Origin of the sequence: Methanovulcanius yangii (genome assembly GCF_018687785.1) — an archaeon.
In the GTDB taxonomy this organism is placed as follows: domain Archaea; phylum Halobacteriota; class Methanomicrobia; order Methanomicrobiales; family Methanomicrobiaceae; genus Methanovulcanius; species Methanovulcanius yangii.
Genome location: NZ_LTBL01000001.1, coordinates 1933357 through 1959601 on the forward strand (window position 1 = coordinate 1933357; position 26245 = coordinate 1959601).

A 26245-nucleotide genomic window follows, 5' to 3' on the forward strand; every position below is an offset into this window, starting at 1 on the left:
GCCGCTCGAAAAGCCGCGAAAGGGACGAAGATTGTCACAGATCATTTTTAGTGGTCCGGTTCCATACTCTCACTCAGGTGGCAGAGGTGACGGCTGGTACGCTCCGGACCGCAATGGTGGCAGTGGTTCTCGTTCTCGGCAGCGCCGCCCCGGCCGCGGCGGCCGGTCTGTATTCCGTGGAGCCGTGGGACGCCCTTTCCCCCGGAGGGGACGTCATGACATCCTCTGCCGTATCGTGGTGGGAGGTTGCTCCAATGGCCCTCGCCCTCTATGGATTGTGTGCGGTCTGTCCGCTGGCAGGCCAACCGGCATATCTTCTCTACGCACTGGGGGGATGGTTCGGCCTCGGATTTCGACGGGTGGCACTCGAGGGGGTATTGTCCCACCCGCTCCGTGCAAAGGTGTACGGATATATCCGGGAGCACCCTGGAACATCGTTTTCGACTATTGTCAGGCAGACCGCCATCAACCGCGGTACCCTGCACTACCATCTCCATATCCTTCTGCGGGAGGGCAAGATTTCGGAACTAAGGGATGGTGGCACTACGACCTATTTTGAAAACAACGGCACGTATTCGCTGGAGGAAAAACGGATCCTCTCCCACATCCGGGAGGGCCCTGCAGGTGAAATCTGCAGGTTTCTTGCCATGTGCCGTGGGGCGACGCGCTTGGAGATTGCCCACCGGATGGGGGTGGCCCCGACGTCGGTGTCCTGGCACCTGTCCCGCCTGAACGGCAGCGGCGTCATCGTCGCCGAACGGGCGGGCGGGAAGACCAGGTACCGCCTGACGCCCGACGCTGCGGCTCTCCTCGATACGTACATGCAGGAACGTGCTCACTGTTGCCGGGCCGAAGCCTCGAACTGAGATTTCGTGGTATCTGTTCGACACATGGGATCGACGCATGATCACCCTCCGCTCGCAGAGGTGACGGTGGCGGCCCGGAAAAAAGATGAGAGGGTGTTCACGCCTCGGGGACGAGGAGGGCCATGTCCTTTTCCACGGTGGTGATGCCGCGGATGCCGAAATTCTCTACGAGAACGTTCAGGACGCCGGGGGAGACGAAGGCGGGGAGGCGGGGTCCGAGGGTAATATTGGTGACGCCGAGGTGGAGGAGGGAGAGGAGGACGAGGACCGCCTTCTGTTCGTACCATGCGATGTTGTACGAGATGGGCAGGTCGTTCACCCCGACGCCGAAGGCGTCTGCAAGCGCGAGGGCGATGACGACGAGGGAGTAGCAGTCGTTGCACTGCCCCGCGTCGAGGACGCGGGGGATGCCGCCGATGTCACCGAGGTCGAGGCGGTTGTAGCGGTACTTCGCGCACCCCGCCGTGAGGATGACGGTGTCGTGCGGGAGCGCCTCCGCGAACCGGGTGTAGTAGTCGCGTTCGGGGTGGCGGCCGTCGCAGCCGGCCATCACGACGAAGCGGCGGATGTCGCCGGCCTTCACCGCGCCCACCACCGTGTCCGCAAGGGAGAGGACGGCGTCATGGCCGGCGCCGGTGAGGAGCTCGCGGCCGGCTTCGGGGAGGGGCTCGGGTGCCGGGCAGGTCTTCGCCATCGCGATGACCGTGGCAAAGTCCTTCGTCCCGTCCGTCTGTGCGGGGATGTGGGCGAGGCCGGGGAAGCCGGTGACGCCGGTCGTAAAGACGCGGCCCGCGTAGGTCTCCTTCGGGGGAACGAGGCAGTTCGTCGTGACGACGATGGGGCCGTTGAAGCGCTCGAACTCCGTTCGCTGGTGGGGCCACGAGCCGCCGTAGTTCCCCACGAGGTGGGGGTACGTGTTCAGGCCGGGGTAGGCGTGGGCCGGGAGCATCTCGCCGTGGGTGTAGACGTCAATCCCTGCGTCCATCGACTGGTCGAGGAGCCCGGCGAGGTCCTTGAGGTCGTGGCCGGTGATCAGGATCCCGGGCCGGGTGCCGGGGAGGGTGGCGACGGGGGTGATCGCGGGCGTCCCGTAGGCGCCGGTGTTCGCCGCATCGAGGAGGGCGAGCATGTCGACGCCCACCTTCCCGCACTCGAGGACGAGGCCGACCATCGTATCGACGGGGAGGTCCTCGAGGGTGGAGGCGAGCGCCCGCTGCATGAAGGCGAGGATTGCGGGGTCGGTCGAGCCGAGCACCTCGGCGTGGGTGTAGTAGGCGCCGAGGCCCTTGAGGCCGTAGACGAGGAGCTCGCGGAGCGAGCGGACGTCCTCGTTTGCCGTTGCAAGGACGCCGACCGTCGCCGCCTTTGCGAGGATGGATGCCTCTCCCGCGGGGGTCCAGGTGCAGGCGTCCGGTTCGCCGTCGCCTGCGGGGGGCAGGGCGTCACGCATCCGGACGGCGCGGTCGATCATCGCCCCGAGCCGGGCGACATCGAAGTTCACGTTCGTGAGCGTTGCAAAGAGGGATTCTGCGATAAAGAGGCCCGCATCGGGGTTCTCCTGTCCCGTCTCCATGGCCGCGAGGTTTCGGACGGAAAGCCCCTTGCAGAGGTGGATGAGCACATCCTGGTAGGCCGCCGTCGTCTCGTCCTTGCCGCAGACGCCCCGTTTGGTGCATCCGGTGTTGTTTGCTGCTTCTTCGCACTGGTAACAGAACATCGTGGTGTCTCCTTTGTATCTTTATGATACCAAATAGTAAATTGATACTAAGATATAAGTAGGGAAGAGTTTCCATGAGTATACCATGCAGGAAGGGTGCACGGTCAACCTGACCGTGAAGTATCTGGCGAAGAAGTGGACGCTCCTCATTCTCCTCGAGCTCTACAAGGGCGAGGACTACAACCGGCGGTTCTCGGAGCTGAGAGACGCCCTTGGGGACATCACCCCGAAGATCCTCTCGGCCCGCCTCCGCGAGCTCGAGGACGAGGGACTGATCACGAAGACGGTCGATGCCTCGAGCTTTCCCGTGAAGGCGGAGTACCGGCTGACGGAATCGGGCCTCGAGATCATCGACGTGATAAAAGACATCAAGCGGTGGGCGCTGAAGTGGAAAGTCGACAACATCGCCTGCGGGAGCCAGGACTGCCGGGATTGTGTGCTGTAGGGGCTAAAGGTGGATTGCCCCACGGATGAATTTTCATCAATATTGGCTGATACACTAATTGAGAACAATTCATCCTCAGAATGCCTCTTCGTTCATCCTGAGTATGAAACCACAAGACTAATTAATTGATATTTGCCGTAAAATCGCCCATGAACATGCCGACCATTAAATTGTCAATAAACTTCTGGGCTTCAGACTGTCCATCCCTCCAGAGATTCAGGAATTCCTTTAATTCTTTTATTTTTTCCAGAACCATTTGCTGATCTTCAAGGGACGTCATCAATGGGACTGTGATGTTGCCAATATATTTTTTAAACCTGCGTGGTGAATGGCTGATAGTATCAACACAGGGGAGATAGTCTAGGTCTTCTGCAACTTTTTTTCCTGCGGGGGAATCGCAGAGATAGTGATGGAGGTATTCAGGCACCACTTTTTTAGAATTAGCACGGATGAGGAGGAAGTCCTTTGAGAAATATCGGTCTTTCATCTGTTCAGTACAAATAATCCACAGGGGCGTATCCGACGGTCTTGGGCAGCTATCTGGTTGTGGTATTCTGAACAGGATGTCCCCTTTCCGGATACTTTGCTTCGAACCGTGAGCCGCAATTCCGGATGCCCCGTTAAACTGTCCACTGGCATCGAAATCCCGCCCACAAATCATATCGGGCTTTTTCTCCATGCTGTCAGCAATGGATTTCATTTCTACGCCATCTATGATTTTGCTGATATCTCTGAGATGAATCTCCTGAACCCGGTCTTCATTTGAAGATATATACCCGATTGGAGTCATTTTTGCTTCTTCAGGAGGGATGTCGCCCTTGTGATTATCCTGGAATCTGTCTAACCACTCTGATATTTCATTCGTTTTCTTTCCAAATTCTTCCCGACTCGCACTAGGGTCGGGTGTTTCTCTCAGATCACCGACGGAGGGAACGACATACAACCATGGGTCCAAGTCATATTCTCTGTCCCGTACCTCATCAACAGGGACCGCACGCGCTATACCAACACGATCTCCATCAAGTTCGCTGATATATTCCACAAAATCTTCCCAATCCTCCGGAATATCTTCAGCATTGATGATCAGCACATAATCCTGCTCTGCTTTCGGCCTTCCGTCACGGAGTATCAGCATACAGTCCTGTTTGATGGCCTTCTTTCCCACCGCCTTCGGAAAGAGAATTATGCTCTCCAGGATTCCTCTTTCGATGATACGCTCTCGGATCTTCTGCTCTTCACCGCCGCGGGAGAGGGCACTTCGATCGAGAACCACTGCACCACGCCCGCCCTTGGTAAGTGAACCATACACTTTCTGGACCCAGAGCCATCCGGTGAATTTTGGCATCCCATCCTGGAACCTGAACTGCTCTTTTTCCATTGCGGAAGGGTCCAAATCACTGGTACGTCTGGTTGATGCAGGGGCGACATAAAAAAAATCGTACTGCTCTGATGGCGTTACGGATTGAAGGGAATTTTTTATTGAGAGGGTGATATTGCCCAATGCCATCGTGTAGAGGGCCATAAACAGTTCTGCCGTCGTGCGGTCATCCTTGTCAACGGTTAGATCGAAGGTGAGATCATAGTTTTCAGGATATACCTGCTTTATGCAGGGGAGGAGTGAGAGAAATTCCTTCTCATCATCGAAGTGAACCGATACGCGGTCTTTCTCTTCCAGGTCACCGGACATCGAGAGGGCAAGATGGGGGCGGATACCGAGTGGGCGCAGATTGAGTTTCTGGTCTTCATCTTCGGGTACATCCTCGTTTATGGATGATGGCAACGATTCGAAATTGAATAAATCGGCGATAAAGCGAGGACTGAGATTTTTCAAAGATGGGTCGTTAAAATCTTCTTTGAACTGTTCCTCCCAATTGGGACTGAGAGTGAAATAATCCGATGAACCAAGGGTGTTCAGGATCTTCTTCCGGGTCTCAGGATCGGTGACGGTGACCGCGCTGGATTGGAACAATAGTTCAGAATACAGTGAAAAGTCGATAGTCTTCGAACCAAAGAGACTGTTCAATGCTATTTCGGGCTGTTGTTCCTTTGCGTTTTTAAAGAATGTGGAAATGAATGTGAGTTTCAGGATCTCCAGCGCATCCTCTCCGGAAAATCCATCCTCTGCGTTATCCTGACAATTCTCCTGGCCGTCGGCAGGGATGAAACGGTAGAACTTTTTCCTTCTGTCTTGGAGATTTTGCCACTTTATGACCTTATTGTTCTTCACCAACGTTGAAATGATCCCAATCACCTGATTTTTATTGTCGGCGAGCGGCTTGCCGTCAGATTTGGGATATTCGCGAAGGAATTTCAGGGCATCATCAGTCGTAAATTGTCTTGTGCCGAAGTGCTTTTCGAGTAGTTCAGACCGCCTTTTTATCCATGTTTTCATCAGCATCCCTCGGTGTTGGGTAATCGATCACCTGATCGGTGTGCAATGGAGAATTGGTTCATCATCTGCAATAATATTACTTTAGTAATGTAATAAAAAAACATTATTTCAAAATATTGCATTACCTAGCGTATATTAACCATGCATGCATAGGTATCTGAGTGCGCCTTCCGGGTTGGCATGGTGGCGTAAGCCCCGACGACCGGTACGGGGGAACGTTGCAGAACGGGAACAGCCCGGCAGTGCTTGCCAACCGGATGGGATGGCTATGAATGATCATGGTCCTCGTCACCGATAAAAATGATCACACTGCTGTGAATCCTTCCTTCAGGGTGCAGGGAGCTGATATGAATGGATGAGAAAAAAGTGCGCAAAGAGGTCGAAGAATGGCGGCGAACCGTCATTCGGGCAGCCATCGAACAGGGAAAACAGGCAAGTGCCGGAGATTTTCTGATGCAGACGCTCTGGGCGGTTGCTGCAGAGAGGAATCATGAGGATATTCCGCTGATCATGGAAATCGTCCAGAAAGGCAATGACGCCATTCGCCTTGAGGCGGGCAAAGTGCTCCTCGCCTACGGTGAGAGCGCCACCGAGCATCTTCTCGGCAAAATTCATGAGAACTCCCCGGAATCGACCCCTCCGGCACTTGTCGCGCTGGGCATGATGCGGCGGGAATCTGATACGGACCTGATTCTGGAGATGACAGGCCATGAGGATGCGGGCATCCGCTGTGCCGCGGCAGAGGCGCTTGGTTTCCTCGGCCAGCCGAGCGTTGCCGCAATCCTGAAACTCTATGGGCTTCTGGAGGATGAGAGCGATGAGGTCAAATGTGCGGCCTCACATGCGTTTGTTCTGCTCTGCCATTCGGATGCGGCAATTCCCATGGTCCAGTGTGCTGCAGGTGTCGCATCATCTTTTCATCGGATGAAAATCCTCGAAGATGTGAGCATTATGAAGAATCCTGAGGTGACGCCATACCTTCTTGATATGATCCGCACGGAGTTTGAACAGTGCAGGGATGATCAATTCCGTGGATCGTATGGAAGTCTCATCCGTGAACGGAGGCTAAAACCCTTCCTTGACGCCCTTAAAGCCTGTATGACACCTGCCTATTGTGATGAATTCAGTCAGATCCTCCATCCCGACCCTGCAATTAGTGAGATCTTTGCACAGGAGGGCGCTCCGTCGATGAGGGATGACTACTTCAGGGTCCACCAGCACCTCCTCAGGATCGCGAAGGTATGCGGGGATTCATATGCCGATTGCCTGTCCTTTCTGGTGCGCGAATACCTGAAGGAGGCAGACGCGTTTCTCTCGTTACGAAATCAGCCATTCAGCTACATCAGTGATTTTCCGGCATACGAGGGGGTTCGGACCCTCTCCTCCCTCGGCCCAAGGGGAAAGGTGTGTGCGTATGAACTGCTCCATGAAAGCGAGATGCCCTCTCTTGTCATTATTGCAATGGCGCTGAGCGAGGACGAAGAGGGGTTGTTTTCACTCCTGAAGATTGCGCTTGAGTCAGAGAACAAGGATATCCGTGAACAGGCGAGAAAATGTCTTTTCAAGGGTGATATTCGGGAGATCCTGCAGAAATTCATCACCTTGCCCCGGAGGGATGAGGGCACGTTTACCCTTTGCGACCTGGAGTTTGCAACCAAGCTGAACAAACACATCCTCGATAGGGTTATGTCCGGGTTGTTCTCACCGGACCCGGCCAAGCGTAAGGAAACTGTGGAGTATTTTCTGTATGGTGCGGAGAAGGTGCATGGGACTGACATTGATGAGCAGTTCCTTTTCATGCGTAAGGTGCACCAGCTGCAGATGGCAAACCTTCGTTTTGAACTCGGAGGGGATTGCGATGTGGTGTAGGGGTATGGTCCGCCGAAAAGATCTGCGGAATAAAAGTCGGAATATAATATATTTTTTCGAAATTTGCGGCGAAATGCTTCTATATGGAATGAATGGATTCAATGAATATTTGAATACAAAATATCCGACCAAATCAGAGATATATGTGAAAAATATTCATTAAAAAAATATTTAAATTATCTTGATGTATTTGCCAATAGTGTACTTTGGATCAGGGTATTCCGCCATTTTGGAGGGAACTTCCCTGAGCGAACTTCCTGCAAAGGTGGGGGAAATGAAAGAACGGGGCAGGACCACAACGGCCCTGATGAAGATTGAATTTGAGGAGAAGTGAACGAATGAACAAAATTACTGCAAACTTCGACGAACTTGTCGGATTCGATTACACCGACGAAGAGGAATGGAGAACATTTGTTGAGGAAACCGTGGTGCCGGTGTACCAGGATGTTCAGGCTCTTTGTGAGTTGAGGGAATGGATGAAGGAGATTGCCGGTGAGAAGGGGATAATCACAAAAGACGATCTGGACAAGAATGAATCGCTCAAGACAATCCTATTTGGTGGCTTAACGGATGATTTGGAACAACCTCCAGATGGAGAATACCCGGTTTGTGGGATATATCGCAATATTCTCGAGTTCAAATTTGATCCTCAGGGGGCGAAGTTCAGCAGATCTGCGACCTTGGAATTTTTTAAAGGTGAAGATCTGTTTGGGCTCTCCCATTCTAAAAATCTACTCGAATTATCAAACACTTGCAATAAAATTATGGAGAGATTCGGTATTCATGGAGGGTGCTGTAAATATGATTTAAGGCAACATCCTGAGAAATTACAGGAATTCCTTAATGATTTCCTTTGTCACCTCCAGAAGGCGACGATCAATCATAATTCGAAGATATTTTTCATTAAAGGGCTGAATTATGCTCATCTAAAAGGATTAGAGGAGTATTACCCGCGGTTGGGGAATGGAACGATCCGGGACCAGGTTTTCTTATTAATTGGGATTGAACCTTGGGATTTCCCATGCCATGTTGAAGATGATGACAGGGATGCCTATACCCTTTATCGGCATCAGGAAGGTGGATTTGCGGAATCCGTTGCAAAGATGAACTGGCAGATATGGGTACTTCTTGACGCATTAGCTGTAAAATTTGGGTATTTACCAATATCGATTGGTTCATCCAGCAGATCCTATATTGCTGCATTAAAAGAAGATGGGTTCAATGCATCAATTACGGAATTTGAAGATTATTTTTCGAAAAGGTCCTATACAAGTGATAACCGTAAAGAAAATCCGGAAAGGACACTGTTAATTGACGAATCTGGTTTTATCTCTGTCCAAGGGGACTATTCAGATTATATTAGAGAAATTATCCCTCAATATCCGACAATTCAGAAAAAAAAAGGTATTGAAGAAATTATGGATAAGCTCTTTCCTGCCGTGATCACGGGGCTACTGGAATTAAAGTGTAATTCAGGCACTGAATTGACATTTTACTAACCGATACTGGTGATCGTGATGTCGGAAAATCGAAATAAATTCCGTTCAATACAGAAGGAGTCACAGACATCTTCAGAGGAGCAAGTCAACGCAGAGAAAATTGTCTCCGGTGTGAGACCTTCTCATCGGTTTACTTTCATCTTCAGAAATCTCAAAGAAACAGGTTTCTCCAAACTTAATATATCCCCGAAAGAGCCAGATTTCGCGTTCTTCGAAAAATTAGACTGTAATGCGTCTTTGATGGGTGTGAATATCTCCTTTCACGCTCCCAAAAATACGGGCCTTGGCACTCTTCCCATCCTCACCAAGATTCCCGAATATGACTTCTTTGGAATGTCCGGTGATGCTCTGTCAATGGCGGACGTTTTTCTTACCTTTCGCCCTCCGGAAGAAACGGGTTTTTCCACCGTTACGATTTGTGTCCAGACGCCGGATGTTAATTTTTTCGCTGCTAGTGAAAAGACCCTGTGTCTCGATGCATCTTCCCTCTTTAAAGAGGTTGGTGAGACCGGAATCTCAGAACTGAAAGTGGTGAGTTCCCGGCCACTTGGCATAGCATATGACTACGAAAAATTTGGAAAATTATCGAATGTTAACAATTCAGAGGAGGATTCTATGGAAAAATCTGAGAATGAACAGACAAATGAAGCTAACCACAGCGGTTCGGTCCCAAAGGAACCTTTCCTGGAATTTGAAGAACTTCTCGGTGCCGACGGAGCCTTTCCCCGCTCATACAGTGACATGCTTCGCGGCCCGCTCCTGGTGATCGTAAAGGAGGATTCGGAGAATTCCTGCAAGCATGTGCCGGTCCTCTTTGCCGTGAAGTATCTTACGACTGTTCTTTCAAAGGAACGGTTCGATACCACTTTCCGGAAATCCGAATTCAGGTTTGATGTTGGCTCATCGTGGTCCGGGTCGACCGATCAGCTGGACTCGTTCAGCGAGCAGAGCCTCAGTAACTACACGCTCGGGAAAAAGATTGAATTTGCAGACCTCAGGAAAGTGCCGGCAGAGGCGGAAATCCTCTTTGGCACCATCCAAAACCGGCTTGCGGGTGCATCCATGCAGGAGTTCGGATTTGGCATCTTTGCAACCGAGGAACCCGAGGAGGTTAAGGGGATGATAGAAGAATGCTGGGCAAACGCAGGGTACTCCGACGTCTGCAGAATCATTACGTGCAACGGCGTTGACGAGGAACATCTGAGAAGCCGGTTGACCGGGTACGATGCCACTACCACGAAGACGAAGACATTTCATGCGATGCAGAACCGTCGACAGGATGCCCTGTCTGCGACGAACAGGCTCTTCGACACTTTTGTCAAGCTTGGGCCGGGTGACCAGGACGAATACCAGTATCCATTTAAGGTGGCGTGCTATGCTGCGGCCTTGTTTGAGTGTACCGACCAATTCATCTTTACCGATAAAAATTTCGAACAACTTTCTCGGGCGGAAACCGAATCCCTGCAAAATTGGATGGAGAAGATATTGGAGGAGAATTCTGACGAATCTGATCTACTATTCGAGAAGTTATTGAAAATTGTTGATATTAAAGAATCAAAATTGGCCGGAGAGATATTTTCGGTAAGAACAGAGAAGAAATTAGACAAATTCGAGATCACTCCTGACATTAGCATATTCCGCAACCTCAAGTCCGAAGAAGAGAAGTTAGGAGATATAATCGAATTTGAATCTCTCACCCATTCGGTATATCCGATGAAGACAATCGATGGCACACTGAAGAAATATCTGGATATAGGTTCGGATTCAGGTTTGGAAAATTCACTTCTGCGTCTCGTCGTTTCCCCAGAGGCGGGACTTTTATTCCGTGAACAACTTCTCCGTCACGAGAAATTCTGGAAAAATCAGTTAGAGAAAAATATTTTCAAGGAAATTCAGTTCTGTACTCTCAATCCACCTGAACCAGGACTTTACCGCTGGACCATCGAACCGATTCCTGAAAAGAATACGAAGAAAAAGAATGGCACAGATGAGGCGGAGGCAAACTAATGGAAGATCCAACATTTGCGAGTACGAATGATAAAAAGGCAGAGAGGCTGACTGACTGCATTACTAATATTGAGAAGAAGTTCTGGCAGCCATCATCCGGGGAAGAGAATGTTCTACACAAGATGGTACACCTTTTTGATGCCATCAATACTGGCAGTTATCCCGGGATGACTCCTCCGAGGGGTATTATTCTCTATGGCGAACCAGGCACAGGAAAGACACACCTGATGAATCTTATTGCACGGGAGATGTTTGCCGAAGGGATAGAAGATAAAAAGAAAGCTGATGCGGAGGTGAACAAGCGTATGGTGGTCATCCATGGACCTGCAATCTACTCCCAGTACTACGGGAAGAGTGAGGAGAACCTGAGGCTTGCCTTTATGCAGGCGGAGCGAATGGCCACAAAGGCTGCCAAGGCTGGGAAAGGGCGACTCGCTCTTATCTATATCGATGAACTGGACTCCCTCGCACCAAACCGGGCAGAAACACGTGGGGACCTTGAACCGCGTATCGTGGGGGAGCTTCTGACACGGATGGACGGCTTCAAGCACAAATCCGAAAATTATGCCGAAGGCCATGTGATCGTTATCGGTTCAACCAACCGGCTTTCAAAAATTGATCCCGCCCTGAGGCGTCCCGGACGGTTTGGTTCGGAGTTTGAATTCAAATCTGCGACTTCCCCGGAAGAAATCTCAAAAATTATTGAAAAGACTCTGAAACACAGAGTTGGTAAGGATCATCATACCATAGGTGAATCCGAATGCATAAGCGTGGGTGAAATGATATTTGCCGAGCAGAAGAAGGTAACAGAGGAAAAGGAGGTAACAGAGGTAACACCTGCCGAGATTTTGGGAATAATCCATAAAGCCCAGATGCATGCTCTCATGAACACTTCTGAATCCGGGGAATGTAAGCTCAATATTGAAAATATGAAATATGCTGTGGAGAATTTTGAGTTTAAATCAAAGGAAGAATCCTCGGAAATTAAATATCAAATACAAATCATTTCTGACATTCAACAGTCAGATAAGGAATAGGCACCTTAGATGCTTACGGGCGATATTTGCCGAATACCCAAAATCCTACACTCTTCTCCTTCTCCCCAACGCCTCCCGCTGCGCCCGAAGCGCCTCCCCGTGCTCCTCAGCCGTCCCCGCGATGAACTCATGTACGACCCACTCCGGCGCCGCCGCCTCAACGATCTCCCCGCACCGCTCCGAGGTGAAGGGCCGGTGCTGGTCCGTGAGGACCGCGTGCTGGAAGGCGAGCGTCTCCTGGTCGTGGCGGGCCATCTCGAAAAAGCCGTTCGGGACGCCCCGGCGGCGGCGTTCCTGCCGGAGGGAGTGCGACCCGCTCCAGTGGAGGTGGACGACGCCGATCTTCTCGACGATCGCCGGCGGCAGAGCCCGGATGCAGTCGCAGACGGCGTCGATGCAGTCGTCTTCATCGTCGGAGAGGGCAACTGCATTCATCAGGTGGCCGGTGTCGAGGAGGAATCCGTAGCCCTTGAAGGCAAGCCGGTCCATGAATGAGAGGACGGCGTCCGGGTCGGTGTAGGTGAGGCCGGGGTACCAGAGGTTCTCGAACATCAGGGGGACGGGGGGTTCGCCCTCCGGGAAGGCGCGGGCGAGCTCGTTGAGGAAGTCAGCAGCCCGGTCGAGCACCCCGGCATCGCCCATCGCGTAGGTCTGCAGAAACATCTCGACCGGCTGGTAGTACCCGACGTGGTAGACCGCGTACGCCGCCCCGGCCTCGGCTGCCCGTTCCAGCTGGAGGCGGAGGGCGGCCAAGAGCGAGGCGTGGGTGGTGTGCGGGAAGAAGGAGGGGTCGAGGGGGTCGGGGACGGAGGCATTCCCGGGATCATTGGAAGTCGTGGCGTTGTTCGGATCTCCGGCCGGGGCCGTCCCGTCCTCCTCCAGCTCCTGCTCCTGTTCTTCCTCCCGTGCCGCCGCCATCATCTCCGGCCATGCGGAGTGGAAGGGGAGGTGGACGCTCCTCACGAGGCCGGGCGGGAGGTCCTCAGGCATCGGTTCGTAGCCGGTGTAGAGCTCGACGCCTGCACAGCCGTGGGCGGCGCAGAAGCGGGCGACGTCCTCCCATGTCCCGCCGAAGCGGGCCCGGTCCCACGGGTAGACGGCGAGGTTGATGAGCTCGCTGTATGAGTGGGGGGCGGTTCCGGCGGCAACGGGTGCCGGGGTGGTGGATGGAATAGGCGAACGGTCCACGGGACGACTCCTTGAATGAGAAGAGGTCGACGGGACGGGGGATGAGGGTTTTCTTTTGAATGGTGGGAAGAGGTGGCTGATTAAGGAAACGCGAATGGACACCATGTGGTGCCTGTCCGGAAGAGGTGGGATGCTCCGGGTTTTCCTTTGGATTCCCTCTCCGGCAATAGTGTTTTTCCGTGTGGTGAAGAGGTTCACTAAATTAAATTATCTTCGTCCTTTATTGACAAAAAAATAATATTCCTTATATAAGCTGTGTAGAGGGGCCCCTACTGGAAAAACCCTTATAAACGGACATATCGCAGAAATGGCCTCTTAAACAGAAATTTGAACAATCTGCGAGGGAATGAATGTGATACGATTGACGAGGAGATCTCAGGCCTGCCTGATCGGTATGCTTATCCTCCTGCTGATGGTGGTTCCGGCCTCAGCTGCAGGAACGACGGAAATTACCGTCACGAAACTGGCAAATGACGGGGTTACCGTTCTCAATGAAACGACAGTGGATTATATCTGGATGGAGGCGAACCTCCCGGTCTATGGCGACGGGGTGACGCACTACTACCACCAGGGCCCGGTCTTCATCGACTATCCTGACCCCGAGATTGAGGCGGCGTTGCGCTGGAACCCGGATGAGGACATTAATTGTTACGGATATTTCGATAAGGACATGGGCGCCGTAAAAGGCACGAATGCAGTCGATCTTTTAAATCTCGTGGGCGGAATGAATGCCGGCGAAGAAGCGAAATTCATAGCGAGGGACGGATGGAGCGATACTCTCTCCTATGACAACATCTACCAATATTCAGATCGCGAGGGGCCAATAGTGCTTGCATGGTGGCGCCCGGATCTGGGGTATGTATCAGAAGCGTATGTCGAAGGTATCCGGATGGTGTGGTTCGCGGACACCTCGACGAATCCGTGGGGAGTACATATCTTTGGGGCCTGGGACTGGCACGAGGCGGCGGATGAAAATTACTGGTATTATTATTATCAGTATGACTCCCAAACCCAGACGGTAGAGGCATATCCTACCACTACTGGTCTATCCGGGAAGTATATCGATCAGATAACGATTTACAGCGATGATCCCGTCCCCGAACTGACCTCGATCGCGGTCACGCCGGCGGATGCCACCGTCGAGATCGGTTCGACGCAGCAGTACGCGGCGACGGGCTATGACCAGTCCGGCCATGTAATGGAGGACCTCACCTTCACATGGGCAAGTTCGGACCCGTCGGTGGGACCCATCGGCACGGACGGCCTCTTCTCCGCTGCGGCGGCCGGGTCCTCGACCATCACCGCAACCTCCGGGGGTATCAGCGGCAGCACATTGGTGACCGTCCCCCTGCCCCCGCCCGTCCTGACGGAGATTATCGTTTCGCCCGCTACGGCGAGCGTCTCCCTGGGAGATACCTCCACCTTTACGGCGACGGCGTATGACCAGTACGGCGATACGATGACCGGCGTCGATATCATCTGGTCGAGTTCGAACGAGACGGTGGGGACGATCACCCCGGCCGGTCTCTTCACCGCGCTTGCCGTTGGTGAAACGACCCTCGCCGCCTCCGCGAGCGGCATCAGCGGGACCGCCGCGGTGACCGTCCCCCTCCCGCCACCGGAGCTTGCCTCCATCCTCCTGATGCCGGAGACTGCCACGGTCGAGATTGGTTCGACGCAGTCGTTCACTGCGACGGGCTATGACCAGTACGGCGATCTCCTGCCGGACGTCGTCTTCGCGTGGTCGAGCTCGAACGAGACGGTGGGTACTGTCGGTGCGGACGGGTTGTTCTCGGCTGCGGTCCCCGGCACCACTGTGGTGACCGCCTCCTCCGGGAGCATCTCTGCAACCGCGGCGGTGACCGTTCCCCTGCCGCCGCCTGAACTCACGACCATCGAGGTTACGCCGTCCACCGCGACGGTCGAGATCGGTTCGACGCAGCAGTTCTCGGCGACAGCGTACGACCAGTATGGCGATGTAATGGATGATATCACGATTGGCTGGTCGAGTTCTGATGAAGGGGTCGGGACGATCACGTCCGCCGGCCTCTTCAGTGCCGCCTCCGCGGGTGAGGCGACTATCACGGCCTCTTCCGGAAGCATCTCCGGGACTGCCGTAGTGACGGTGCCGCTTCCGCCGCCTGAGCTCGCAACAATCGAGGTTGCGCCGTCCACCGCGACGGTCGAGATCGGTTCGACGCAGCAGTTCTCGGCGACGGCATATGACCAGTATGGCGACGTGATGGCGTGCATCACGATTGCGTGGTCGAGTTCGGATGAAACGGTGGGCACCATCACCGAAGGCGGCCTCTTCAGTGCCGCCTCCGCGGGCGAGGCAACGGTCACGGCTACTTCCGGGAGTGTTTCCGGCACTGCCGTTGTGACGGTGCCGCTTCCGCCGCCTGAGCTCGCGACAATCGAGGTTCTGCCGGCCGATGCCACAGTCGAGATCGGGGCAACACAGTCGTACAGCGCAACAGGCTATGACCAGTACGGCGAGCCAATGCCGGATATCACGGTCTCTTGGGCCTGCTCTGATACGGCCGTCGGCACCATCAACAAGAAGGGCTTGTTCTCCGCCGATGCCGCGGGAACGGCGACGATCACCGCCACCGCCGGCAGCATCACCGGGCAGACCGGCGTGACGGTTCCGCTCCCACCGTCCGAACTGACGACGATCGAGGTCACGCCTGCCTCTGCTGAAGTTGCTATCGGTGAGACGCAGCAGTTCACCGCAACCGGCTATGACCAGTATAGTGCGGTGATGACGGGTGTCACGTTCACGTGGTCGAGCTCCGACGAGAGCGTTGGTTCGATCACCTCCGGCGGTCTGTTCAGTGCTTCCGCAGCCGGTTCGACGACGGTGACCGCTACCTCCGGCCTCATCTCTGATGGTGCAAGCGTCACCGTCCCGCTGCCCGCCCCTGTCCTGACCTCTATCGCGGTCTCCCCGTCCAGTGCAACGGTCGGTATCGGCGAAACCCAACAGTTCACCGCGACCGGGTATGACCAGTATGGCGATGTGATGGCAGGTGCCACGTTCACGTGGTCGAGCTCCGATGAATCGGTCGGTACCGTGACATCCGATGGTCTCTTCAGTGCTTCAGAAGCAGGTTCGACGACAATTACAGCGAGCTCCGGTTTCATCTCCGACATTGCAAGCGTCACCGTCCCGCTGGCCGCCCCTGTCCTGACCTCTATCGCGGTGTCCCCGTCCACTGCAACGGTTGAGATCGGCGAGACGCAGCAGTTCACCGCAACCGGGTATGACCAGTATGGCGATGTGATGACGGGTGTCACGTTCATTTGGTCGAGTTCTGATGAAGGCGTTGGGAGCATAACTTCTGCTGGCCTCTTCAGTGCTTCCGCAGCTGGTTCGACGACAATTACAGCGAGCTCCGGTTTCATCTCCGACATTGCAAGCGTCACCGTCCCGCTACCCGCCCCTGTCCTGACCTCTATCGCGGTGTCCCCGTCCACTGCAACGGTTGAGATCGGCGAGACGCAGCAGTTCACCGCGACCGGGTATGACCAGTATGGCGATGTGATGGCGGGTGCCACCTTCGTGTGGTCGAGTTCTGATGAAGGCGTAGGGAGCATAACTTCTGCTGGCCTCTTCAGTGCTTCCGCAGCTGGTTCGACGACAATTACAGCGAGCTCCGGTTTCATCTCCGACAGTGGAAGCGTCATTGTCCCGCTGCCCGCCCCTGTCCTGACCTCTATCGCGGTGTCCCCGTCCACTGCAACGGTTGAGATCGGCGAGACGCAGCAGTTCACTGCAACCGGGTATGACCAGTATGGTGATCCAATGGCTGGCATCGTCTTTATCTGGTCGAGCTCCGACGAGAGCGTTGGTTCGATCACCTCCGGCGGTCTGTTCAGTGCTTCCGCAGCCGGTTCGACGACAATAACAGCAAGCTCCGGTCTGATCTCCGACATTGCAAGCGTCACTGTCCCGCTGCCCGCCCCTGTCCTGACCTCTATCGCGGTGTCCCCGTCCACTGCAACGGTTGCGATTGGTGAGACCCAGCAGTTCGCCGCGATCGGCTACGACCAGTATGATGCGGTGATGGAAGGCGTCACTTTCGTATGGTCGAGCTCCGACAAATCGGTTGGGGGCATAACCTCTGATGGTCTCTTCAGTGCCGCTACAAGTGGAACGACGACAGTAACCGCTACCTCCGGCCTCGTCTCCGATGATGCAAGCGTCACCGTTCCGCTCCCTGCCCCTGTCCTGACCTCCATCGTCGTCTCCCCGTCCACTGTGACGGTTGAGATCGGCGAGACGCAGCAGTTCACCGCAACCGGGTATGACCAGTATGACGATGCGATGGCGGGTATTGTGTTTACATGGTCGAGCTCCGACGAGAGCGTTGGTTCGATCACCTCGAGCGGTCTGTTCAGTGCTTCCGCAGCTGGTTCGACGACAATTAAAGCGAGCTCCGGTCTTATTTCCGACAGTGCAAGCGTCACTGTCCCGCTGCCCGCCCCAGTCCTGACCTCGATCGTGGTCTCCCCGTTTACGGCGACGGTGGAGATCGGTGAGACTCGGCAGTTCACCGCGACCGGGTACGACCAGTATGGCGATGTGATGGCGGGTGCCACGTTCACGTGGTCGAGCTCCGATGAATCGGTCGGTACCGTGACATCCTATGGACTCTTCAGTGCTTCAGAAGCAGGTTCGACGACAATAACAGCAAGCTCCGGTTTCATCTCCGACAGTGCAAGCGTCACTGTCCCGCTGCCCGCTCCCGTCCTGACCTCGATCGCGGTGTCCCCGTCCACTGCAACGGTGGAGATAGGTGAGACGCAGCAGTTTACCGCGACCGGGTATGACCAGTATGGCGATGTGATGGCGGGTGCCACCTTCGTGTGGTCGAGTTCTGATGAAGGCGTTGGGAGCATAACCTCCGATGGCCTCTTCAGTGCTTCCGCAGCCGGTTCGACGACAATTACAGCGAGCTCCGGTCTTATTTCCGACAGTGCAAGCGTCACCGTCCCACTCCCTGCCCCTGTCCTGACCTCGATCGCGGTGTCCCCGTCCACTGCGACGGTGGAGATCGGCGAGACGCAGCAGTTCACGGCCACCGGGTATGACCAGTATGGCGATGCGATGGCGGGTGTCACCTTCGTGTGGTCGAGCTCCGATGAGGATGTCGGGACAATCACCTCCGGCGGTCTGTTCAGTGCTTCCGCAGCCGGTTCGACGACAATAACAGCAAGCTCCGGTCTGATCTCCGACAGTGTAAGCGTCACTGTCCCACTGCCCGCCCCTGTCCTGACCTCGATCGCGGTCTCCCCGTCCACTGCAACGGTTGAGATCGGCGAGACGCAGCAGTTCACGGCCACCGGGTATGACCAGTATGGCGATGCGATGGCGGGTGCCACGTTCACGTGGTCAAGTTCCGATGAAGGTGTCGGAACCGTGACATCCGATGGTCTCTTCAGTGCCGCCACAGGCGGAACGACAACGATCACCGCGACCTCCGGCCTCATCGCCGGCGATGCCACGGCGACTGTAGCGCTTCCGCTCCCCGCTCCCGAACTGACCCGCATCGAGGTCCTTCCCGCAACCTCCACCGTTGCCATCGGAGCAAGGGAGCAGTTCTCTGCCATCGCGTATGACCAGTATGACGCGGTGATGGAGGACCTCATTGTCACCTGGTCGGTCTCCGATGCCGCTGTCGGCACCATCAGTCCCACCGGCCTCTTCACCGCCGCATCGCCCGGCTCTGCGACCATCACCGCCATGAACAATGCCGTCTCCGGCAGCGCAGTGGTCGCGGTTCCTGCGACCGACACCCCGCTGGAAGCAACGATTGCGCTCAAAGAGTATGTTATCAGCCTCGGTCTCCACCACGGGACGGAACAGGCGCTGACCGTGAAGCTTGACGCCGCCATCGGATGCCTCGAATTCCAAACAGGCAGTGAGGATTCCGGAACAATGAAGGGAATGAGTGAAGAAGAGGCGGTGAACCTCGCAGGGTCGCACCTGAGTGCATTCATCAACCAGGTCGAGGCACTTGAAGGAAAGAAGATCCCTCAGGAAGATGCCGGTTCCCTGATTACGATGGCTCAGAAGATCCTTGACGCGCTTGCCGATGGCTGAAAATTCTCATCCTCTTTTTCTCATGGTGAGATGGTTTGGAGTTACAGGTGGCGTCGATTTTTCAATTCGTAGGACTGTGAAAGGCAATTTGCCGTTCAGACTAATTATTTATTAATTTTTTCTTTTTGATGCAAAATTACCGCCTAATTTTAAATCGAATGGGTGGGTTCCCTCCAATACGGATAAAATTAATTTATTTAATTCAATTATATTAATAATAACAACTTTTATGAATCCGGCTTCCGACCGTTTTCTTAACTGTAAGTGCTGAGGGGGACGTCTCTTTTCAGTGTACGGCAGGTGATAGAATTGAAGGACAAATTTATCGTTTTATTGGGATTTACGCTATGCATCCTGTTATTTGCCGCACCGGCGATGGCGGCGACGACCGAGGTGCATATTATCAAGTACGACGAGGACGGGACGACTGTCCTTGCCGAGACAACCGTCGATTACCACTGGATGGAGGCGAACCTCCCGGTGATGGGAGACGGCGTGACCCACTACTTCCACCAGGGGCCGGTCTTTATCGACTATCCCGACCCCGAAATTGAGGCGGCACTGCGCTGGAATCCCGACGAGGACATGAATGTCCGCGAAAAGGACATGGGTGCATTGAAGGGTACCAATGTCAAAGACCTCTGCGACCTCGTCGGGGGGATGGACGACGGCGATGAGGTAAAAATCAACGCCGCGGATGGCTGGTACGACTATTTCGCGTATGAAAATATCTACGAGTATTCATCCCGCGAGGGTCCGGTCGTGCTCACCTGGTATGTCGATGACCTCGGATTATATCCATCAGAATCATATCCCGACACCGGGTACTACGACGGCATGCGGCTGGTCTGGTTCGCGGATGACTCGACCAATCCCTGGGGCGTTCACGCCTTCGGCGCCTGGGACTGGCACGAGGCCGCCGATGAGGAGTACTGGTACTACTACTACGGCTCACCCACCGAAAAGTATCCGACCACGACCGGGCTTTCAGGCAAGGTCATCTCCAGGATCAGCATCTACAGCCATCCCGGTTTCTCCGCCGAATTTTCCGCCGATCCGGTCTCCGGCGATGCACCGCTGACGGTGCAGTTCACCGATGCATCCACGGATGCACTTGGGTGGGCGTGGGACTTCGACAACGACGGCACGGTCGACTCCACCGGGCAGAACCCCGCCTGGACCTACACCTCCGGCGGCACCTACACGGTGACGCTGACCGTGACGGGCGATGCGGGAACGGCAACCGAGACGAAGACGGACTACATCACCGTCACCGAAGTCCCGATCGCGGATTTTGCGGCAGATGTCACGGCGGGGACTATTCCCCTCACCGTGCAGTTTACCGATCTCTCCTCTGCGAATCCCACCTCCTGGGCGTGGGACTTCAATGGTGACTCCATCGTGGATTCAACCCTCCAGAACCCGTCGTATACCTACGACTTCCCCGGCACCTACACAGTCGCACTCACGGTAACGAATGCCGACGGCACCGATAGCGCGGTGAAGGCCGACTACATCCAGGTGGCGGGAGTTGCCCCCGTCGCCGCCTTCGAGGCGCCGGTCCGGAGCGGGATGATCCCGTTTGAGGTGCAGTTCGTTGACCAGTCGGCCAACTTCCCGACCTCGTGGGAGTGGAACTTCGGGGACCGGAGCACCTCCACCGAGCAGAACCCGGTGCACACCTACACGAAGAAGGGTGCCTACACGGTGACGCTCACCGTGACCAATGATCTCGGCACCGACACCGTGAAGATGTCCAAGTACATCACCGTGACCGATACCCCCGTCAGCCCGACCGCGGCCTTCACGGCAGACGTGACGGAGGGGCCCGCACCGCTCACCGTCCGGTTCACCGATTATTCGGCGGATTCGCCGACCTCATGGGCATGGGACTTTGAGAGTGACGGGACGGTGGACTCCACCGAACAGCACCCGACCTACACGTATGATACCGCCGGCACCTACACCGTCACCCTGACCGTCACCAACGCTGCGGGGACTGACTCCGAAGTGAAGGCGGACTACATCGCGGTTACGGAAGGAACGGTCCCGCCAATCGCGTCTTTCATCGCGGATGTGACCGCGGGTGAAGCACCGCTCACCGTCTTTTTCACCGACATATCCGAAGGATCCCCGACCTCCTGGGCGTGGGACCTTGATGGGGACGGTGTGGTGGATGCAACCACCCGGAATCCCGTATACAATTATTCGGATGTTGGAACCTACACGGTCTCGCTCACCGTATCCAACGATGCAGGTTCCGACACCGTCACGCAAACCGGGTATATCGGCGTGTATGCGGATATGCCGGTCCACAACCTGAACACCGGCGCCGGCTACCTGACCATACGGAACGCCGTCGACGGCGCCTCTGCAGGAGACGTGATCGAGGTCGCTGACGGCGAGTACACCGAAAATGTGCTCGTCGACAAGGCGCTGACCATCAGGAGCGGAAACGGCGCCTCTGCCGTGACGGTGACCGCCGCATCGCCGGCGCTGCCGGTCTTCGACATCGATGCCGACGGCGTCACCATCGAGGGCTTTTCTGTCCGCGGGCCGACGAATGAACACGTCGCCGGTATCGAGATCGTCGGATTCGACGACTGCCTGATTATCGCAAACGACTGCGCCGGCTGTTACAACGGTATCCACATCGGCGGTGAGGGGACGAACAACACCGTTGCGGAGAACTACTGCCACGACAACACCCAGCGTGGGATCAGCATCCGGGACACCGCGTACGAGAATTACCTCATCGGGAACACCGTCTCAAACAACGTTGATGCCGGTATCTGCATCAAGGATACGCCGCATGACAACGTCCTCTGGCTCAACGCCGTGATTGGCGATGATCTGGAGATCCTGACCGCAAATGTCGCCCGCTCGCCCGAGCCGCTCACCTACACCTACGACGGCGGCATCCACACCGGCTACCTCGGCAACTACTACAGCGCCTATGCCGGGAGCGACGCCGACGGCGACGGCGTGGGCGAGACGGTATTCACGTCGGGAGTCTACACCGACAGCTACCCGCTCGCAGGCCTCCCCTCCGAATACGCCGAGACCGTCCTCTTTGCCTGGGGACCGTACCTCACCGGAACGACCACGACCGGGACCACCGTGAACGTGAAGACCCCGGAAGCCGCGATCGTGAGCGTCGAGTACGCCGATGACGCATACTTCTCGGCAACCGGCGGCTACGACCGGAGCGCAACCGACGAGACCGGTGCCCTGCTGCACCACGTCGCCCTTGCGGATCTCTCCCCCGGCACCCTCTACCACTACCGCGTCGTCAGGGACGGCGGGACGACTGCGGACCTGCACTTTTCGACCCTGCCCGAGAGCGGCCCGTTCACCTTCATCTTCTATGGCGATTCACAGGACCAGCTCCCGACCTTCTCGCAGGAGGAGCGTCACAAACTTGTCGCCGACCGGATTGCAGACGAGGAGGACGTCGCCTTCGTGATCCACAGTGGTGACCTCGTGAACGATGCAACGCTCACTACCGACTGGGACCGCTTCTTTGCGGCCGGCGGGCCGATGCTTGGCAATCTGACCATCTTCCCTGCGCTCGGCAACCACGAGCAGAATGCCACCCTCTACTACGACATCTTCGGCATGCCGGAGTGGTATTCGTTCGATTGCGGCGGGGCGCATTTCACGGTGCTGGACAGCAACGAATGGGCCTGGCCGGCGATGAGCGAACAGACGACATGGCTCACTGCCGATCTCGCCGGGCCGGCCGACTGGAACTTCGTTGCGTTCCACCAGCCGCCCTACAGCTCGAGCCTGAAGCACTATGGCGGCTATCTCAATGTCAGGGAACAGTGGGAGGACATCCTGACTGCGGGCGGTGTGGATATGGTCATGAACGGCGATGTCCATGCCTATGAGCGCTACTTCGAATCGGGCATCATGTACACCGTGATGGGCACCGGTGGCGGGCCGTCCTACCTGCTGCTCGACGAGGAGAAGATCGAGGGCTACCGGAACAGCCTCGAGCTGACCCTCGGCTACGCCCGCGTGACCATCGACCCGCAGGCGGGCACCGCCACCGTGGACGTCGTCCCGGTCGCGGAGATCTCCCCCGACGGCAGCGAGGTCGCCTATCTCTATCCGGAAGGGAGTGTGTATGACACCTTCGTGCTCGGGCCGCCGGGTGCGGCATTCGCAGCCGATCCCCTCTCCGGCGAAGCCCCGCTGACAGTGCAGTTTACCGATCTCTCGTCCAACGAGCCGACCGGATGGGCGTGGGACTTCGACGGTGACGGTACGGTGGACAGCACAGAACAGCATCCCGCATGGACCTACACCGCCCCCGGTACCTACACCGTGGCGCTGACGGTCACAAACGCCTACGGCACCGACACCGCAACGGAGACGGATGTCGTGAGCGTTTCCGCCCTGACCGCCGACTTTGCAGGCGCAGTGGAGATCGTGGCAAACGGCGGGTTCGAGAGCGGGGATGCCACGGGCTGGACGCTGACCTCCGCGGAGGTCGTCGGCGGCGTTGCCAACACCGGCACGTACAGTGTTTCGCTCGCCTCGACGAAGGGCGTCGTCTCGTCGGCGTCGCAGGTGATCGATCTGACTGGAGTGAACACGCTGACGTACAGTTTCAGGATCAATCAGGCGACATCCGGGTCGCTTGCGGTTCTCATCGACGGGACGAAGGTTGACGAGTATTCCTCCGTCATCGCCTGGTACCGCCCCACGATCAGTGTCGCAGGGTATTCGGGTGAACACACCGTCACCTTCGAGGTGACGAGCGGACCGACGGGGAAGGATATCCTGACGGCGTATGTCGATGACGTCTCTGCCTATGCCTCCTCGACGGAGGGCGCCCTCGGGTACGCGCCGCTGACGGTCTCGTTCAGGGATCTGTCGAGCGGCGCACCGACGTCGTGGGCATGGGACCTCGACGGCAACGGTGCGATCGATGCCACCGTGAAAAACCCGGTCCACACCTATGACCAGCCCGGTACGTACTCCGTGACCCTGACCGCTTCGAATGCGGAAGGAACCGCCACGGTCACGAAGAGCGGCTTTGTCACGGTGGCGGAAGTGCCGGTGCAGCCGGAGCCGCCGACGGCGGCATTCAGTGCCGACCCGCTCACCGGTACGATCCCGCTCGCGGTCTCGTTCACCGACCTGTCGTCGGGCGAACCGACGTCGTGGGAATGGAACTTCGGCGACAAGGGCACCTCGACGGAGCAGAACCCCGTGTATACCTACACGAAGAAGGGCTCGTACACGGTGACCCTCACCGTAACAAACGAGTTCGGCACCGACACGCTGAGCATGAGCAAGTACATCACTGTGCTGGCGTGAGGTCCGGACCAAACCTCATTTTTTCAAGAAAATGGATCGATAATCCCAATGGAGGGATGTAGAATGAAAAAAATGTTGATTCTGGCTACTATTTTCCTCATCCTGGTTTTGGCGCTGCCGGGCTCGGTCTCGGCGGCGACGACGGAGATCCAGGTGACACGCTACGCGAACGACGGGATCTATGTCCTGAACCAGACGACTGTCACCTATACCTGGATGGAGGCGAACCTCCCTGTCTACGGCGACGGGGTGACGCACTACTATCACCAGGGCCCGGTTTTTGTCGATGATGAGGATCCCGATGAAGAGATGTTGCTGCGCTGGAATATCGCGGAGGATACGAATGTCCTTACGAAGGATATGGGCGCGGTGAAGGGGACGAACGCAAAGGACCTCTGCGATCTTGTCGGCGGGATGAAGGCAGGGGAGGAGGCGAAGTTCATCTCTTCGGACAACTGGAACAGGTACCTTGCCTACGAGAATATCTACGGATATTCCGACCGCGAAGGGCCGGTCGTGCTGACATGGTGGCGCTCTGGTCAGGGCAATGTCTCGGATGGCTACTATGACGGGATGCGAATGGTCTGGTTTGCGGACAACTCGACGAATCCCTGGGGCGTTCATGCATTCGGAAACTGGGACTGGCACGAGGCTGCCGATGAGCAGTACTGGTACTACTATTACGGGGGGCCGACCGAGCTCTACCCGACAACGACCGGCCTTTCCGGCAAGTACATCAACAGGATACAGATCTTCAGCACCGACCCGGTACCCCTCCCCCCAGGCGCCGACTTCTCGGCGAACGTGTCCTCAGGGGTCATGCCGGTAACCGTGCAGTTCACCGACCTCTCGACGTACGCCCCGACCTCCTGGGAATGGGACTTCGGTGACGGGAACGCCTCGACGCTGCAAAATCCCTCCCACACCTTCACGGCCGCCGGGACGTATACGGTGAACCTGACGGCGACGAATGCCTTCGGGAATGGCACGGAGACGAAGGCAGGATTCATCACCGTGAAGGCGCTCGAGGCGGACTTCAGTGCAGCCGCGGACGCGGTGGCGAACGGAGGATTCGAGACGGGCAGCCTCACCGGCTGGACGGGAACGGGCGTCTCCGTGGCTGCCGGAGCAGCGTATGTGGGTTCATACGGTGCTTCCCTGTATTCGTTGGAGGGGAGCGATTCGTACATCGAGCAGCAGGTGAACTTCACCGATGCGGGCTCACTGACATTTGCCTATGCCATTCCCTCGCTGAACAAGGGGAAGCTGTTTGTGTACCTCAACGGCTCGCCTGTCCGTACCTATGAAAGTACGACGGGGTGGGCGACCGATACGATCAGCGGATACTCGGGAATCCAGACGGTCCGTTTCCTGGCGTGGACCAACACGAAGAATAACAACATGATTGCCGCATACATCGACGACGCGACCGCACCGTACGATGCAGACGACGGTGCCGGCGGCGCTGCTCCGCTGACCGTGCACTTCACGGACGCTTCAACCGATACCCCGACAATGTGGGCATGGACATTCGGGGACGGCGGGACGTCGAACGAACAGAATCCGACTCACCTGTACACCGCCGAAGGGGTCTACAATGTCACCCTCACGGCGACGAATGCCGGCGGAAGCGATACGGAGACGAAAGTCGGTTTCGTGACGGTTTCATGATGAAGGGAAAGAGCTGGTGCGATGGCGACGCGGGCGACCGGGAACCGCCCGGAGGAGGGACTCTCATCCCGCCATCCGTGGCAGGCCCCCATTGTGCAACGCCGGCGATTCCAT

13 protein-coding genes are annotated in these 26245 nt (G+C 56.2%); 10 read left to right on the forward strand and 3 right to left on the reverse strand.

Features of this window, described 5'->3' with window-relative positions; genetic code table 11:
- Window positions 1-86 precede the first annotated feature (86 nt).
- Window positions 87-866 carry a winged helix-turn-helix transcriptional regulator gene (locus tag AZH53_RS09705; RefSeq protein WP_319643318.1) on the forward strand — a complete coding sequence of 260 codons (780 nt, stop codon included), beginning with the start codon at window positions 87-89 and terminating at the stop codon, window positions 864-866.
- A gap of 97 nt (window positions 867-963) precedes the next feature.
- Here the strand turns inward: AZH53_RS09705 and hcp are convergent, their stop codons facing one another.
- On the reverse strand, window positions 964-2583 hold the full coding sequence (hcp, locus tag AZH53_RS09710) for a hydroxylamine reductase (protein ID WP_319643319.1): 1620 nt from the start codon (window positions 2581-2583) through the stop codon (window positions 964-966).
- Between the two features lie 85 nt (window positions 2584-2668).
- Here hcp and AZH53_RS09715 point away from each other — a divergent pair, with 85 nt between their 5' ends.
- Window positions 2669-3028, forward strand: a complete 360-nt coding sequence (locus AZH53_RS09715) for a winged helix-turn-helix transcriptional regulator (protein ID WP_319643320.1) — start codon at window positions 2669-2671, stop codon at window positions 3026-3028.
- Between the two features lie 121 nt (window positions 3029-3149).
- Here AZH53_RS09715 and AZH53_RS09720 read toward each other — a convergent pair whose 3' ends face one another.
- Window positions 3150-5420, reverse strand: coding sequence for an N-6 DNA methylase (locus AZH53_RS09720; protein ID WP_319643321.1), 2271 nt, complete (start codon window positions 5418-5420; stop codon window positions 3150-3152).
- Between the two features lie 351 nt (window positions 5421-5771).
- Here AZH53_RS09720 and AZH53_RS09725 point away from each other — a divergent pair, with 351 nt between their 5' ends.
- From AZH53_RS09725 to AZH53_RS09745, 5 genes are all read left to right on the forward strand, one after another.
- Window positions 5772-7289, forward strand: a complete 1518-nt coding sequence (locus AZH53_RS09725) for a HEAT repeat domain-containing protein (RefSeq protein WP_319643322.1) — start codon at window positions 5772-5774, stop codon at window positions 7287-7289.
- Window positions 7290-7488: 199 nt separating this feature from the next.
- Entirely contained in the window at window positions 7489-7623 is a 135-nt protein-coding gene (locus AZH53_RS09730) for a hypothetical protein (protein WP_319643323.1), read from the forward strand.
- 4 nt (window positions 7624-7627) lie between these two features.
- Window positions 7628-8788 (forward strand): hypothetical protein, encoded by a 1161-nt coding sequence (locus tag AZH53_RS09735; protein WP_319643324.1) that lies wholly within the window; start codon window positions 7628-7630, stop codon window positions 8786-8788.
- 18 nt (window positions 8789-8806) lie between these two features.
- Window positions 8807-10795 carry a hypothetical protein gene (locus AZH53_RS09740; RefSeq protein WP_319643325.1) on the forward strand — a complete coding sequence of 663 codons (1989 nt, stop codon included), beginning with the start codon at window positions 8807-8809 and terminating at the stop codon, window positions 10793-10795.
- On the forward strand, window positions 10795-11832 hold the full coding sequence (locus AZH53_RS09745) for an AAA family ATPase (protein WP_319643326.1): 1038 nt from the start codon (window positions 10795-10797) through the stop codon (window positions 11830-11832). The genes AZH53_RS09740 and AZH53_RS09745 overlap by 1 nt, the downstream gene beginning before the upstream one ends.
- A 45-nt stretch (window positions 11833-11877) precedes the next feature.
- On the opposite strand, the gene AZH53_RS09750 is transcribed toward AZH53_RS09745, so the two are convergent.
- Entirely contained in the window at window positions 11878-13020 is a 1143-nt protein-coding gene (locus AZH53_RS09750) for a TIM barrel protein (protein ID WP_319643327.1), read from the reverse strand.
- 361 nt (window positions 13021-13381) lie between these two features.
- On the opposite strand from AZH53_RS09750, the gene AZH53_RS09755 reads away from it, so the two are divergent.
- The 3 genes from AZH53_RS09755 (at window position 13382) to AZH53_RS09765 (ending at window position 26131) form a co-directional block, all read left to right on the forward strand.
- Entirely contained in the window at window positions 13382-19129 is a 5748-nt protein-coding gene (locus tag AZH53_RS09755; protein ID WP_319643328.1) for an Ig-like domain-containing protein, read from the forward strand.
- A gap of 309 nt (window positions 19130-19438) precedes the next feature.
- Window positions 19439-24460: a PKD domain-containing protein gene (locus tag AZH53_RS09760; protein WP_319643329.1), complete on the forward strand. Its 5022-nt coding sequence runs from the start codon at window positions 19439-19441 to the stop codon at window positions 24458-24460.
- A 63-nt stretch (window positions 24461-24523) separates the two neighbouring features.
- Window positions 24524-26131, forward strand: a complete 1608-nt coding sequence (locus tag AZH53_RS09765) for a PKD domain-containing protein (protein ID WP_319643330.1) — start codon at window positions 24524-24526, stop codon at window positions 26129-26131.
- Window positions 26132-26245 lie beyond the last annotated feature (114 nt).